Origin of the sequence: Mesorhizobium marinum (assembly GCF_040813675.1) — a bacterium.
GTDB lineage: Bacteria > Pseudomonadota > Alphaproteobacteria > Rhizobiales > Rhizobiaceae > Mesorhizobium_K > Mesorhizobium_K marinum.
This window is the reverse complement of the sequence record NZ_JBFOCI010000002.1, coordinates 571,680-584,524: the sequence shown is the minus strand read 5'-3', so window position 1 is coordinate 584,524 and position 12,845 is coordinate 571,680. Positions and strand designations below refer to the sequence as shown.

12 protein-coding genes are annotated in these 12,845 nt (G+C 65.2%); 7 read left to right on the top strand and 5 right to left on the bottom strand.

Translation table 11 applies throughout. The annotated features are described in order from the left end of the window. Positions 1-35: 35 nt before the first annotated feature. The gene (gene glmM / locus ABUE31_RS08395; RefSeq protein WP_367723076.1) at positions 36-1,388 is read right to left on the bottom strand and encodes a phosphoglucosamine mutase; all 1,353 of its coding nucleotides are present in this window, start codon (positions 1,386-1,388) and stop codon (positions 36-38) included. 235 nt (positions 1,389-1,623) lie between these two features. On the opposite strand from glmM, the gene ABUE31_RS08390 reads away from it, so the two are divergent. Beyond that, positions 1,624-2,031: a hypothetical protein gene (locus tag ABUE31_RS08390; protein WP_367723075.1), complete on the top strand. Its 408-nt coding sequence runs from the start codon at positions 1,624-1,626 to the stop codon at positions 2,029-2,031. Between the two features lie 87 nt (positions 2,032-2,118). Here ABUE31_RS08390 and phaR read toward each other — a convergent pair whose 3' ends face one another. After that, positions 2,119-2,724, bottom strand: coding sequence for a polyhydroxyalkanoate synthesis repressor PhaR (phaR, locus tag ABUE31_RS08385; protein WP_367723074.1), 606 nt, complete (start codon positions 2,722-2,724; stop codon positions 2,119-2,121). A 274-nt stretch (positions 2,725-2,998) separates the two neighbouring features. Here phaR and ABUE31_RS08380 point away from each other — a divergent pair, with 274 nt between their 5' ends. Together ABUE31_RS08380 and ABUE31_RS08375 are read left to right on the top strand one after the other, a co-directional pair. Then, on the top strand, positions 2,999-4,177 hold the full coding sequence (locus ABUE31_RS08380; protein WP_367723073.1) for an acetyl-CoA C-acetyltransferase: 1,179 nt from the start codon (positions 2,999-3,001) through the stop codon (positions 4,175-4,177). A gap of 82 nt (positions 4,178-4,259) precedes the next feature. Beyond that, positions 4,260-4,985 carry a beta-ketoacyl-ACP reductase gene (locus tag ABUE31_RS08375; protein WP_367723072.1) on the top strand — a complete coding sequence of 242 codons (726 nt, stop codon included), beginning with the start codon at positions 4,260-4,262 and terminating at the stop codon, positions 4,983-4,985. Positions 4,986-5,072: 87 nt separating this feature from the next. Here the strand turns inward: ABUE31_RS08375 and aqpZ are convergent, their stop codons facing one another. Then, positions 5,073-5,762 (bottom strand): aquaporin Z, encoded by a 690-nt coding sequence (gene aqpZ / locus ABUE31_RS08370; protein WP_367723071.1) that lies wholly within the window; start codon positions 5,760-5,762, stop codon positions 5,073-5,075. Between the two features lie 746 nt (positions 5,763-6,508). On the opposite strand from aqpZ, the gene ABUE31_RS08365 reads away from it, so the two are divergent. The 4 genes from ABUE31_RS08365 to ABUE31_RS08350 all read left to right on the top strand — a co-directional run bounded on the left by ABUE31_RS08365 (position 6,509) and on the right by ABUE31_RS08350 (position 11,575). Then, a complete protein-coding gene (locus ABUE31_RS08365; protein ID WP_367723070.1) occupies positions 6,509-9,754 on the top strand; it encodes a helicase-related protein in 3,246 nt (1,081 codons plus the stop codon). A gap of 12 nt (positions 9,755-9,766) precedes the next feature. Further along, complete coding sequence (locus ABUE31_RS08360) at positions 9,767-10,147, top strand: RNA-binding S4 domain-containing protein (RefSeq protein ID WP_367723069.1); 381 nt, start codon at positions 9,767-9,769, stop codon at positions 10,145-10,147. A gap of 136 nt (positions 10,148-10,283) precedes the next feature. Beyond that, positions 10,284-10,622 (top strand): ferredoxin FdxA, encoded by a 339-nt coding sequence (gene fdxA, locus ABUE31_RS08355; protein ID WP_367723068.1) that lies wholly within the window; start codon positions 10,284-10,286, stop codon positions 10,620-10,622. A gap of 374 nt (positions 10,623-10,996) precedes the next feature. Further along, the gene (locus ABUE31_RS08350) at positions 10,997-11,575 is read left to right on the top strand and encodes a CarD family transcriptional regulator (protein ID WP_367723067.1); all 579 of its coding nucleotides are present in this window, start codon (positions 10,997-10,999) and stop codon (positions 11,573-11,575) included. A gap of 147 nt (positions 11,576-11,722) precedes the next feature. Here the strand turns inward: ABUE31_RS08350 and ABUE31_RS08345 are convergent, their stop codons facing one another. Together ABUE31_RS08345 and ABUE31_RS08340 are read right to left on the bottom strand one after the other, a co-directional pair. Continuing rightward, positions 11,723-12,232, bottom strand: a complete 510-nt coding sequence (locus ABUE31_RS08345; RefSeq protein WP_367723066.1) for an invasion associated locus B family protein — start codon at positions 12,230-12,232, stop codon at positions 11,723-11,725. 262 nt (positions 12,233-12,494) lie between these two features. After that, a complete protein-coding gene (locus tag ABUE31_RS08340) occupies positions 12,495-12,842 on the bottom strand; it encodes a YkvA family protein (RefSeq protein WP_367723065.1) in 348 nt (115 codons plus the stop codon). Positions 12,843-12,845: the final 3 nt, after the last annotated feature.

Genomic DNA, 12,845 nt, shown 5'->3' with positions numbered 1-12,845 from the left:
GGCGGCTGCCCGCCCGGCGCAAAGTCAGCGCGCCGTCAGGCCGCGCTGCGCGCTTCGGAAATCACGTCGACGAGGTCGTCGACCACCTGCCTGACGAGGCCCGGGTCGTCGCCCTCGGCCATGACCCGGATCAGAGGTTCGGTGCCTGACGGACGGATCACCAGCCGGCCCGACTTGCCCAGGCGATCGCGCGCTTCCTCGATGGCGGCCTTGACGGGCGCCTGGTCGAGCGGCTTGCCGCCGGAGAAGCGGACGTTCTTCAGCAACTGCGGCACCGGCTCGAACTTCTTCGCCACCTCGCTCACCGGCTTGCCCTGCCGCTTCACGCAGGCCAGCACCTGCAAAGCCGAGACCAGCCCGTCGCCGGTCGTGGAAAAGTCCGAAAGCACGATGTGGCCCGACTGCTCGCCGCCGACGTTCAGCCCATGCGCCCGCATGTGCTCGACGACGTAGCGGTCACCGACCTTGGTGCGGTGAAGCTCGAGGTCGAGGCCCGACAGGAAGCGCTCGAGGCCGAGGTTCGACATCACGGTGGCTACGACGCCGCCGCCCGCAAGCCGCCCGGACTGGAGCCAGGATTCCGCCACCAGCGCCATGATCTGGTCGCCATCGATGACCTCGCCGTTCTCGTCCACGATGACGACGCGGTCCGCGTCGCCGTCGAGCGCGATGCCGATGTCGGCGCGCACCTCGTGCACCTTCTTCGACAGGCCGGCCGGGTGGGTTGAGCCGCACTCCTGGTTGATGTTGAAGCCGTTGGGCTCGACGTTGATCGGGAACACTTCGGCGCCCAGTTCCCAGAGTGCTTCCGGCGCCACCTTGTATGCCGCGCCGTTGGCGCAATCGACGACCACCCTCAGCCCGGAGAGCGACATCGACTTCGGCAGGGTGCGCTTGGCGAACTCGATATAGCGGTCGTGCACGCCGTCGATGCGCTTGGCGCGCCCGAGCGCATCGGACTCGGCAAGCGTCATCTCGACGCTTTCCTCCAGCATCGCCTCGATGTTGCCTTCGATGGCGTCGGAGAGCTTGTAGCCGTCCGGCCCGAACAGCTTGATGCCGTTGTCGAAATAGGGATTGTGCGAAGCCGAGATCATCACGCCCATGTCGGCGCGCAGCGAGCGGGCGAGCATCGCCACGGCCGGTGTCGGGATCGGCCCGAGCAGGAACACGTCCATGCCGGCAGCAGTAAGCCCCGCCACCATGGCATTTTCGATCATGTAGCCGGAAAGCCGCGTATCCTTGCCGAGCACGACGCGATGACGGTGGCTGCCGCGCTGGAAGGAAAGCCCGGCGGCCATGCCGACCTTCATCGCCACTTCCGCGGTCATCGGAAACGTGTTCGCCTTGCCACGGATGCCGTCCGTGCCGAAATATTTGCCGGCCATCTTTGTTCGCCCTCGAAAGCTCTTGCGCCTGCCTGCGGCTGCGGCGGCGATTTCTGCCACAGAACCGGGCCCGCCCCCGATCACATTTGGTGAGCTTATATTACGAAACCTTCAAAATGATTGTCGACCGGAACCTCGCCGAACACCCAGGATCGGCGCCGCCTCGCATGCCACCTTGACGTGGTCGCAATCGCCCTTTCTACAGGTCGGCAGGAAGTTCCCCGGGGAGAAAGCCATGTTGTCCAGCGTGCCGCTGCTTGTCGTTTCCTTCATCCTGTACAATCTCGGGCTGGCCGGCCTGTTCGGCACAGGCCCCAACGGCGATCCCTGGCAGATCGAACTGTTCTCGTTCCGGATGATGTCGGGCGGCGACTTCTCGATGACGTCAGGCATCCTGATGATCGTGATTGCGCTGCTGCTCTTCTTCGTCGAGATTGTGAAGGCCACGCGCACGTCCAACGCGTCGGTGATCGACCATCTGCTGTCGACTTTCGTCTTCGTCGCGTTCCTGGTCGAGTTCCTGCTGGTGCGTGGCGCGGCCCACCCCGTCTTCTTCGTGCTGATGATGATCGCGCTGATCGACGTGCTCGCCGGTTTCTCCGTCTCGCTGCGGGCGGCGGGGCGCGACATCAGCCTGAACTGACGCTACTGAAACAGGAAAGGCCGGCTCTCGGGCCGGCCCCTCGACCCGCGCGTGTTCGGGTCAACGGTTCTTGGGACGAGGCTGCGCCTACTGCCGGCCCATCGTATCGAGCTTGCGCTGCATCGCCGCGATCTGGTCGCGCAACTCCTTGAGGTCGTCGCCTTCGGCGGGGTCCGCCTCGGCGCGCTCTCCCGGTCTGTCGCCCGAGGCGCCCGGCGGGAACGGCGCGAACAGGCGCATCGCATTCTGGAAGAGTTCGATGTTGCGGCGCGTCTGCTCCTCGATGGCCTTCATCGGAGTGGCCATCTTCATCATCTCCATCGGACCCTTGCCCATGGCGGAATTCATCTGTTCGCGGAAGCGTTCCTGCTCCTTGGCGAAGGCGATCATCGACTGCTCCAGGAAGCTCGGCACAACCATCTGCATCTGGTCGCCGTAGAACGATATCAGCTGGCGCAGGAACGGGATCGGCAGCATGTTCTGCCCGTCCTTGTGCTCCAGCTCGAAGATGATCTGCGTAAGCACGGGGTGGGTTATGTCTTCGCCGGACTTTGCGTCCTGCACCGTGAAATCCTCGCCCTTCTTCACCATCTCGGCGAGATCCTCGAGCGTCACATAGGTGCTTGTTCCGGTGTTGTAGAGACGGCGGTTGGCGTATTTCTTGATCACGACCGGGTCGTCTTTGGCGGGCATCGTCATCCTCCCAGAAGACCGGCAGCCCCCGTGAGCCCCGGCAGCGATTGCGCCTTTGCCGGCAGGATATGCCTAAAAGTATCGTATTTCCAAGTGCTTTGTGCACTGCGGGATAAGTGCTATGCTGCGCTGCCGGCAAATTATGCTGCGCAGCATTACCCGGCATCCCCGCCAGCGCGGCGGCGTTCACCGATTTCCGGTTTGACTCGACAGAGGGAAACGCCCAGAAAAGTCCGGAAATCGTACGTCCAGCTGCACCCATTTGGAGTAAGCCATGTCCTCTTCCATCGTCGTCGCCGGCGCCGCCCGCACCCCTGTCGGCTCTTTCAACGGGGCCTTCGCCAACGTGCCCGCCCATGATCTGGGCGCCGTCGCGGTCAAGGAAGCGCTGGCTCGCGCGGGCGTTGACGGCAAGGAGGTGGACGAGGTGATCCTCGGGCAGATCCTGACCGCCGCGCAGGGCCAGAACCCGGCGCGACAGGCCGCCATGGCGGCCGGCATCCCGCAGGAGACGACGGCCTGGGGCCTCAACCAGCTTTGCGGGTCGGGCCTGAGGGCGATCGCGGTCGGCATGCAGCAGATCACGTCGGGCGATGCCAAGATCATCGTCGCCGGCGGCCAGGAATCGATGTCCATGGCGCCGCATGCCCAGTATCTGCGTGCAGGCGTGAAGATGGGCGACCTCAAGCTCGTCGACACGATGATCAAGGACGGGCTGACCGACGCATTCCACGGCTATCACATGGGCATTACGGCGGAGAACGTCGCCCGCCAGTGGCAGCTCACCCGCGACGAGCAGGACAGGTTCGCCGTCGCCTCGCAGAACAAGGCGGAAGCCGCGCAGAAGGCCGGCCGCTTCAAGGACGAGATCGTTCCGTTCACCGTCAAGGGCCGCAAGGGCGACGTCGTCGTCGCCGACGACGAGTACATCCGCGCGGGTACGACGCTCGAGACGGTCGGTAAGCTGAAGCCCGCCTTCGACAAGGACGGCACCGTGACGGCCGCGAATGCGTCGGGCATCAACGACGGCGCCGCGGCCGTCGTTCTGATGAGCGAGCAGGAGGCTGTGCGGCGCGGCGCGACCCCGCTGGTCCGCATCGTTTCCTGGGCGACCGCCGGCGTCGACCCGGCGATCATGGGCACGGGCCCGATCCCGGCCTCGCGCAAGGCGCTGGAAAGGGCAGGGTGGTCGGTCGGCGATCTCGACCTGGTCGAGGCCAACGAAGCCTTCGCGGCGCAGGCCTGCGCGGTGAACAAGGACATGGGCTGGAACCCCGACATCGTCAACGTCAACGGCGGCGCGATCGCGATCGGCCACCCGGTCGGAGCGTCGGGCGCCCGCGTCTTCAACACGCTGATCTACGAAATGAAGCGGCGCGGGGCGAAGAAGGGTCTCGCCACGCTCTGCATCGGCGGCGGCATGGGCGTTGCCATGTGCGTCGAAGCGATGTGAAATCTGCCAGGCAACAATGCGGCGGGCACGGTCGGCAGCGATCGGCCCGCTGCGCTCAAGAGAAGTCAGGGAGGAACACTGAATGGCCAGAGTTGCACTCGTCACCGGAGGTTCGCGTGGCATCGGGGCGTCGATCTCGCTTGCGCTGAAGGCCGCCGGCTACAAGGTGGCGGCCAACTACGCGGGCAATGACGAGGCTGCCGAGCGGTTCAAGGCCGAGACGGGCATTCCGGTCTACAAATGGTCGGTCGCCGACTACGACGCCTGCGTCGCCGGCATCGCCCGGGTGGAAGCCGACCTCGGCCCGGTCGACGTTCTGGTCAACAACGCCGGCATCACGCGCGACGCGATGTTCCACAAGATGACGCCGCAGCAGTGGAAAGAGGTGATCGACACCAACCTGACCGGCGTCTTCAACATGACGCACCCGCTTTGGAGCGGCATGCGCGACCGCAAGTTCGGCCGCGTCATCACCATCTCCTCGATCAACGGCCAGAAGGGCCAGGCCGGGCAGGCCAACTATTCGGCGTCGAAGGCCGGCGACATCGGCTTCACCAAGGCGCTGGCGCAGGAAGGCGCGCGCGCCGGGATCACCGTCAACGTGATCTGCCCCGGCTACATCGCCACCGAGATGGTCAAGGCGATCGATGAGAAGGTGCTCAACGAACGCATCATCCCGCAGATCCCCGTCGGCCGGCTCGGGGAGCCCGAGGAAATCGGCCGCTGCGTCGTGTTCCTCGCCTCCGACGACGCCGGTTTTATCACCGGCTCGACGATCTCCGCCAACGGCGGCCAGTATTTCGCCTGACGGCCAGGCCTGGCTGGCCGGAAACTTCGCCCCGGGAATTGAAACGGCGCCCAGTTGGGCGCCGTTTCCGTTCGAAAGCGCAGCCAATCAGTCCTTTTCCAGCAACGCCTTGTGCACGAGACCGGCAACCGCCGCGCCGGCGATCGGTGCGACCCAGAAGAGCCAGAGCTGCTGGAGCGCCACCCCGCCGACGAAGAGCGCGGGCCCCGTCGAGCGGGCCGGATTGACGGACGTGTTGGTCACCGGGATCGAAATCAGGTGGATCAGCGTCAGCCCGAGGCCGATGGCGATCGGCGCGAAGCCCGCCGGAACGCGGCCGTGGGTGGAGCCGAGGATGATCATCAGGAACATGAAGGTCAGGACGAACTCGATGATCAGGGCCGACCCGAGCCCATACTGGCCCGGAGACGCCCCGCCGTAGCCGTTGGTTGCGAAGCTGCCGATGTCGGCGAAGTCCGCCTTCCCGCTGACGATCAGGTAGAGCAGCGTGGACGCGACCACTGCGCCGATCAGTTGTACCACGACATAGGGAACGAGGTCCTTGGCATCGAAGCGGCCGGCGACGGCCATACCAACGGAAACGGCAGGATTGAAGTGCCCGCCCGATATGCCGCCGACGGCGAAGGCCATCGTCAGCACCGTCAGCCCGAAGGCAAGCGCAACGCCGACAAATCCGATGCCGAGATCGGGAAAGGCCGCGGCAAGCACCGCGGCGCCGCATCCCCCGAACACCAGCCAGAACGTGCCGAGAAACTCGGCCAGAAGTCTCTTGGACAATGGTTCCTCCTACGGTTCCCCCAACGGAAATGGACACCCGTCGGCGTCTTCTTTCAATCGGCAATGGCAAGGCGCATCGCCGCCAGGCGGACAAGTCACAGCTATTTTCCACCCCGAGGCCCAGCCTGCAGGTGTGCCGCATCGGCACGCATTGGTTAACGGCTGCCGCACCGCAAGAGCGCCAACGTGCGCAAGGCTGAAGTTCTTTAGTCGCCTCACAGCGTCTCGCCACAACATGTTGCGGAGAACGAAAGGGGAAACCGTCGCCCGCAGTGATTCGTCGCCGATTCGTTCCGCCTTTGCTCCAAAGGTTAACGGAAATGGCGGAACCCTGCATCTGGAGGCTCGGGCAACTAGAGGGAATCATTAACGAAATCATCGACTTGGGTTGCATTGCGTCGGTCACGCCGGTATCGGCGCCCCGCCGTTAACTCTTTTGCCCGGCTTCGCCCAATTGCTTCAGTCCGGAGAACGCCGGCGATTCAGCATCTGGTGCGCCTGGAAGGCCTGTCGGCTAGATGTAGGCATGAACAAAAAGGGAATCGCGTCGAGTCAGTGATTCGTCGCTGATTCGTTCCAGACTCGTTCCATTGCTTAATTCCGGCGCGCCGGGACCACGCGTTTTTTCCTTTCGTTCGGTGCGGCGAAACCCTATGTGTTGCCGGTCCCCTTGCGGACGATGCGGCCATGCCGCCGCCAGCGATGCCGACTGCAACGAGCAGCCAGGAAGGCCCCGTTCCGATCCCATGACGATCCATGCAAAGTCGAATGAGCCGCTGGTTCTGTCCGGCCGCGACGTCACCGCCGTGCTCGGACCGACCAACACCGGCAAGACGCATCTCGCCATCGAACGCATGGTTGCGCATGAGAGCGGTCTGATCGGCCTGCCGCTGCGGCTTCTGGCGCGCGAGGTCTACGGACGCGTGTGCGAAAAGGTCGGGGCGCACAAGGTGGCGCTGGTCACCGGCGAGGAGAAGATCGTGCCGCCAGGCGCGCGATACTCCGTCTGCACGGTCGAGGCGCTGCCCCGCGAGACGGATGCCGCCTTCGTCGCCATCGACGAAGTGCAACTCGCCGGCGATTTCGAGCGCGGACACATCTTCACCGACCGGTTGCTGCACCTGCGCGGACGCCAGGAGACGCTGCTGCTCGGCGCCGCCACCATGCGCGGCATCCTGGAGAAGCTCCTGAGAGGCGTTTCGGTGGTGACGCGCCCGCGCCTGTCCCATCTCGCCTACGCCGGCCAGAAGAAGCTGACGCGGCTGCCTTCCCGCTCGGCCATCGTCGCCTTCTCGGCGGACGAGGTGTACGCCATCGCCGAACTCGTGCGCCGCCAGCGCGGCGGCGCGGCGGTCGTGCTCGGCGCGCTCTCGCCGCGCACGCGCAATGCCCAGGTCGCGCTCTACCAGTCGGGCGACGTCGACTACCTTGTCGCCACCGACGCCATCGGCATGGGGCTGAACCTCGACCTCGATCACGTCGCCTTCGCGCAGAACCGCAAGTTCGACGGCTATCAGTACCGCGACCTGTCGGCCGCCGAGCTCGGCCAGATCGCCGGTCGCGCAGGACGCCATCTTCGCGACGGCACCTTCGGCGTCACCGGCCAGGTCGATCCGTTCGACGACGAACTGGTGCACAAGATCGAGGCGCACGACTTCGATCCGGTGAAGGTCCTGCAATGGCGAACCGCCGGCTTCGACTTCGCCAGCCTCGAGGCGTTGCAGCGGTCGATCGAGACGCCGGCGCCGGTCGAGGGATTGACGCGCGCCCTTCCGGCCGTCGACCAGCAGGCGCTGGACCAGCTGTCGCGTGACGCGACGATCCGCAGCCTCGCCACCGGCCGCGAGCGTGTGCAGCTGTTGTGGGAGGCCTGTGCGCTCCCCGACTATCGCAGGATCGCGCCGGCCCAGCACGCCGACCTGATCGCTTCCATGTATGACGATCTCGCCCGCAAGGGCCATGTCGACGAGAACTACATGGCCGAACAGGTTCGCCGGGCGGATTCCACCGATGGCGATATCGACGCCCTCTCGCAACGCATCGCCCAGATCAGGACCTGGACCTTCGTGTCAAACCGGCCCGGCTGGCTTGCCGATCCGACACACTGGCAGGAAAAGACGCGCGAAATAGAGGACAGACTGTCGGATGCCCTGCATGAGCGGTTGACGAAACGGTTCGTAGACCGCAGGACTTCCGTCCTTGTGCGGCGCCTCCGGGAAAATACAATGCTTGAAGCCGAAATCAGCCCATCCGGCACGGTGATGGTCGAAGGTCACCACGTCGGCGAGTTGCAGGGCTTCCGCTTCACCGCGGACCAGAGCGCCAACGGCGAAGACGGCAAGGCCATCAGGACGGCCGCGCAGAAGGTGCTCGCCACCGAGTTCGAGACGCGGGCCGAACGGTTCGCCGCGTGCGCCAACGGCGACATCGCGCTTGGTTCCGATGGCGTCCTGCGCTGGATCGGCGCGCCGATCGGGGCGCTTGCCGCCGGCGAGGATGCCCTCAAGCCGCGCGTCATCCTGCTCGCGGACGAACAGCTCACGGGGCCGGCGCGCGACAAGGTCGCGGCGCGAGCCGAACGGTTCGTCAACTACCAGATCGAGTCGTTGCTGAAGCCGCTGATCGAGCTCCGGTCCGCTGACCAGATCGCCGGCATCGGCCGCGGCATCGCGTTCCGTCTGGCCGAGGAATTCGGCCTGATCAACCGTCGCGAGATCGCTGATGACGTAAAGTCGCTCGACCAGACCGGCCGCGCCGCTCTGCGCCGGCTCGGCGTGCGCTTCGGCGCGTACCACGTGTTCGTGCCGGCTCTCGTGAAGCCGGCCCCGGCAGGCCTGATCACCCTGCTCTGGGCGCTGAAGAACGACGGCAAGGAAAAGCCCGGCTTCGGCGACATCGTCAACGCGCTTGCCTCCGGCCGCACCTCTGTGGTGGTGGACCCCGAATTCGACCGCACCTTCTACAAGCTTGCCGGCTTCCGGCCGCTCGGCCGACGCGCGGTCCGCGTCGACATCCTGGAGCGGCTTGCCGATCTCATCCGTCCCGCGCTGGGCTGGAAGGCGGGGCTCGGTCCTCGCCCCGACGGGGCCTATGATGGCCAGGCCTTTATCGTGACGCCGGCGATGATGTCGATCCTCGGCGCCAATGCCGAAGACATGGAAGAGATCCTCAAGGGCCTCGGCTACCGCGCCGAGCCGAAGCCCGCCGAAGATGTGAAGGCGAAGCTCGATGCGTTCGACCTGGCCGCCCGCGAGGCGGCCGAACAGGCCGCAGCCGCCAAGGCTGAAGCTGCCCAGAAAGCCGCGGTCGAAGCAGAGGCGAACGCGACAACAGAAGCGGCCGGGCAGAGCGCCGAAGGGGCAGCCGACCAGGCCGACGCAGCGGCGGCGCCCGAAGACGCTCCGGGCGAACCTGCCGTTTCGGAAGCTGCGGTGGTCGAACCGTCGTCGCCGGACGAAGCCGCCGTCGCCGCGTCCGAAGATGTGTCGAACACTATCGATCCCGCAGCCGCTGAGCCTGCCCGGAATGCCGGCGAGACGCCCGATGGCACGGCAGACTCCGGCTCGATTGCCGGCGCGGCCGAGGCCGAGCCGGAAGCCGTGTCGCAGCCGGAAACGCCGGCAGAGGAGAGCAAGCCTATCCTGCTGTGGCGCCCGGGCCGCTTCGAGCGTCCGGCGGGCGGCCGCCGGCACGACCAGCGCCAGCGCCATTCCGGCGGTCGGGCCGACGGCGAAAAGGCAGGTCACCGGCAGGGGCGTGGCCGCCGCGACGGCAAGGACGGCGAAGGCCAGGCCAAGCCGGGCCGGGACCGCAACAAGGGCCGGCCGGAGCGCGACAGCCGTCAGGATACCCGCAAGGGCAGGTCGCAGGACGGCGCCGAGCGCGGATCCAAGCCCGCCTTCCAGGCTCGTCGCGAGGAACGCCCGGCCCGGATCGATCCATTGTCGCCCTTCGCCAAGCTCGCGGCATTGCGCGACCAGCTGAAGAAATAGCCTTCGGCGTCGATGGAGGGCACCCGCCAGCGCATCGACAAATGGCTGTTCTTTGCGCGGGTGGTCAAGTCGCGCACGCTGGCCGCCCGGCTTGCCGTCGCCGGCCGCGTCCGCATCAATCGTGACAAGGTGTCGCAGGCATCGGATCTGATCAAGCCGGGTGACGTCCTGACCATTACGCTCGACCGACGCATTCTCGTCTACAAGGTTGTTGGCGCGGGCGTACGCAGGGGTCCGGCCGAAGAGGCTCGAAAGCTCTACGAGGATCTGTCGCCGCCGGCGCCCGCGAAGGCCGCGCCGGCGGACGCCCTCGTGCCCCTGCGCGACGCCGGCAGCGGCCGGCCCACCAAGCGCGAGCGGCGCGACACTGACCGCCTTCGCGACAGGCAGTAGCGGCGGCACGGCGCCCTCGCCTGGAATGGCATTCCACGCCGCGGCCCCGAACCGGAACCGCCAGCCTTGCAAGCCCCCTGCAAACGGGCTAACTCACGAAAATTGCTTGAAATGCGGGAAGAGTCCCGGAGCGCCTATGACCTATGTCGTCACCGACAATTGCATCAAGTGCAAGTACATGGACTGCATCGAGGTGTGTCCGGTCGACTGCTTCTATGAAGGCGAGAACATGCTCGTCATCCATCCGGACGAGTGCATCGACTGCGGCGTCTGCGAACCGGAATGCCCGGCCGACGCGATCAAGCCGGATACCGAACCGGGCCTCGAGAAATGGCTCGAGATCAACACGGAATACGCCGTCAAATGGCCCAACATCACGGCCAAGAAGGAGCCTCCGGCGGACGCCAAGGAGTTCGACGGCGTCGCGGGCAAGTTCGAGAAGTACTTCTCAGCGGAGCCCGGCGAAGGCGACTGACTGACGTTGCGTAAGAGGCGCGCGTCGCAGCGCGTTTCCCAATCCGGCATTAACCAGTCCGCGCCCGGCAGGGCGGCGGAAACCTTCGCGTATGCAGCAAATTGTTGATTCTTGCGCCTTTTTGTGCTAGGTATGCAAAATATGCAGGTGGCAAAACGTCAATCATGGCGCGAACGCCGTAATCATTGAAAGGCGCAATCTGACGACGGACCAGGGTAATCTGGGCCAGGCGGGCGTTTTACTGCGTCATCGCCGGTTTGGGGCTGTTCCGTTTTTTTGCGCCGTTGTCACCGCAAGGGTTCGGCCTTGGTGAGGCTGACGCATCCAGGCTTGCCGGCTCGACCGGCTGCCGCAACGAAGGAGTTCAGGGCGTAATGGCAACCACCACCCAGCAGAAGAAGTCAGCGCAGCGTCACGGGTTCAAGACCAACGAGTACATCGTCTATCCGGCGCATGGCGTTGGCCAGATCGTCGCCATCGACGAACAGGAAGTTGCTGGGCACAAGCTTGAACTCTTCGTCATCGATTTCCAGAAGGACAAGATGCGGCTGAAGGTGCCGGTCGCCAAGGCGACATCGATCGGCATGCGCAAGCTCTCCGAGACCGACTATGTCGATCGTGCGCTGAAGGTGGTGCAGGGACGCGCCCGCGTGAAGCGCACCATGTGGTCGCGCCGTGCCCAGGAATACGATGCGAAGATCAATTCCGGCGACCTGATTTCGATTGCCGAGGTGGTGCGCGACCTCTACCGCGCCGACAACCAGCCGGAGCAGTCCTATTCCGAACGCCAGCTCTACGAAGCCGCGCTCGATCGCATGGCGCGTGAACTAGCCGCCGTCAACCGCCTGTCGGAGACCGAGGCCATCCGCCTCATCGAGGTCAATCTGGCCAAGGGACCGAAGCGCGGCGCCAAGGCCGACAACGAGGAAGCCGAGCAGGAAGAGGCGGCCTGATCCAGCCTCTCCGCCAGACACGGTCAAAGGCCGCGCCTCGTGCGCGGCCTTTTTCGTTCCTTCAGTCCGTCAAAATAAACAAAAAACCCGCCGGAGGAGGCGGGGTTCTCGTCCCGGTCGCTCGCCGGGGAACTCTGTCTTGCCGGGCTACTTGCAGCCGGCGATCGAATCCAGCGCTGCGGTTATGCCTTTCAGCGAGAACGAGTAGCTGGTCTTGGTGCCGCGGCCGGACTGCGCCTGAACCTGCATCGTGTCGCCACCCTTCATGGCCGCGATCAGCATCGGCTCCTCGGCGGCGTTCTCGACCCACGCGGACTTGCCCTTGGTGAACATCGTGAACTTCTTGTTGCCGATCGACACGGACACCTTGGAGCCTTCGCGCAGCGCGTAGCCGGCGATGAACTGGGGCTCGAACGACACCGCCTGGCCCGGCCGCTGGCTGACGAAGAAGAACATCGAGCCGTGATCGACGGTGGCCGGCTGCATGGACTTCGGCTTCGGCACCGTCAGCACGTAGCAGACCTTGCCGTTCTGCGCCTGGTAGCTGTAGGTCGCCCAGTCGCCGTGCTCGGCCATCTTGCGGGCCGACTGGGCAAAGGCCTGCCCGGCGCACACGGTCATCGCCAGAGCCGCGAATATGGATATCAAACCCCGCATTGCTTTTCGTCTTCCTGTGTTTTTGCCGGCTGCCGGTGCTGATTGGATTGATGGCCGGATGCGACCCAAGCCCGTTGGGTTCATTTTGATTTAATCTGAGTTACCAAATGATGAATCCTTCGCAAAGGATCGATTTCAACATTTGACCGTGCCGCAGGCGGCGTCGAGACACATGGCGCCCGCTTCATCCCTAGCCCGTTTTGAAGAGGAGGAAAACGGCAACAGTTTGACTTTTCCGCCCGCGCGCTCGCGGATACGCCAGTCAGTCCGAGGCAAGCGCCTCGCTGGCGGCAAGCCGGTGCGCCGGGGTGATGTGCGCGCGAACCGCTGCGATCGCCGCAGTCAGGACCGCGACATCGTCGGTAAAGCCCAGGCCGAATATGACGTCGGGGATGCTGTCGGCGGGCAGCACGAAATAGCCGAGCGCGGCCAGCAGGATCGCCTTGGCGCGCAGCGGCGTCCGCTTGTCCAGCGCGCAAAAATAGGCGGCGACCACCTCATCCATGAAGGGAACCTGCCGGGCAGCCCGCTTGGCGGTACGCCAGAACTTGCTGCGCACTTCGCCCTCGTCGGGATGGGCGGAACGGCCGGCGTCGTAATTTTGGGCCATCGG

What these genes read in the sequence shown, in the direction of transcription:
- glmM (WP_367723076.1), bottom strand. Translation starts at nt 1,388, where the DNA reads ATGGCCGGCAAATATTTCGGCACGGACGGCATCCGTGGCAAGGCGAAC.
- ABUE31_RS08390 (WP_367723075.1), top strand. Translation starts at nt 1,624, where the DNA reads ATGTTGTCCAGCGTGCCGCTGCTTGTCGTTTCCTTCATCCTGTACAAT.
- phaR (WP_367723074.1), bottom strand. Translation starts at nt 2,724, where the DNA reads ATGCCCGCCAAAGACGACCCGGTCGTGATCAAGAAATACGCCAACCGC.
- ABUE31_RS08380 (WP_367723073.1), top strand. Translation starts at nt 2,999, where the DNA reads ATGTCCTCTTCCATCGTCGTCGCCGGCGCCGCCCGCACCCCTGTCGGC.
- ABUE31_RS08375 (WP_367723072.1), top strand. Translation starts at nt 4,260, where the DNA reads ATGGCCAGAGTTGCACTCGTCACCGGAGGTTCGCGTGGCATCGGGGCG.
- ABUE31_RS08365 (WP_367723070.1), top strand. Translation starts at nt 6,509, where the DNA reads ATGACGATCCATGCAAAGTCGAATGAGCCGCTGGTTCTGTCCGGCCGC.
- ABUE31_RS08360 (WP_367723069.1), top strand. Translation starts at nt 9,767, where the DNA reads ATGGAGGGCACCCGCCAGCGCATCGACAAATGGCTGTTCTTTGCGCGG.
- fdxA (WP_367723068.1), top strand. Translation starts at nt 10,284, where the DNA reads ATGACCTATGTCGTCACCGACAATTGCATCAAGTGCAAGTACATGGAC.
- ABUE31_RS08350 (WP_367723067.1), top strand. Translation starts at nt 10,997, where the DNA reads ATGGCAACCACCACCCAGCAGAAGAAGTCAGCGCAGCGTCACGGGTTC.
- ABUE31_RS08345 (WP_367723066.1), bottom strand. Translation starts at nt 12,232, where the DNA reads ATGCGGGGTTTGATATCCATATTCGCGGCTCTGGCGATGACCGTGTGC.
- ABUE31_RS08340 (WP_367723065.1), bottom strand. Translation starts at nt 12,842, where the DNA reads ATGGCCCAAAATTACGACGCCGGCCGTTCCGCCCATCCCGACGAGGGC.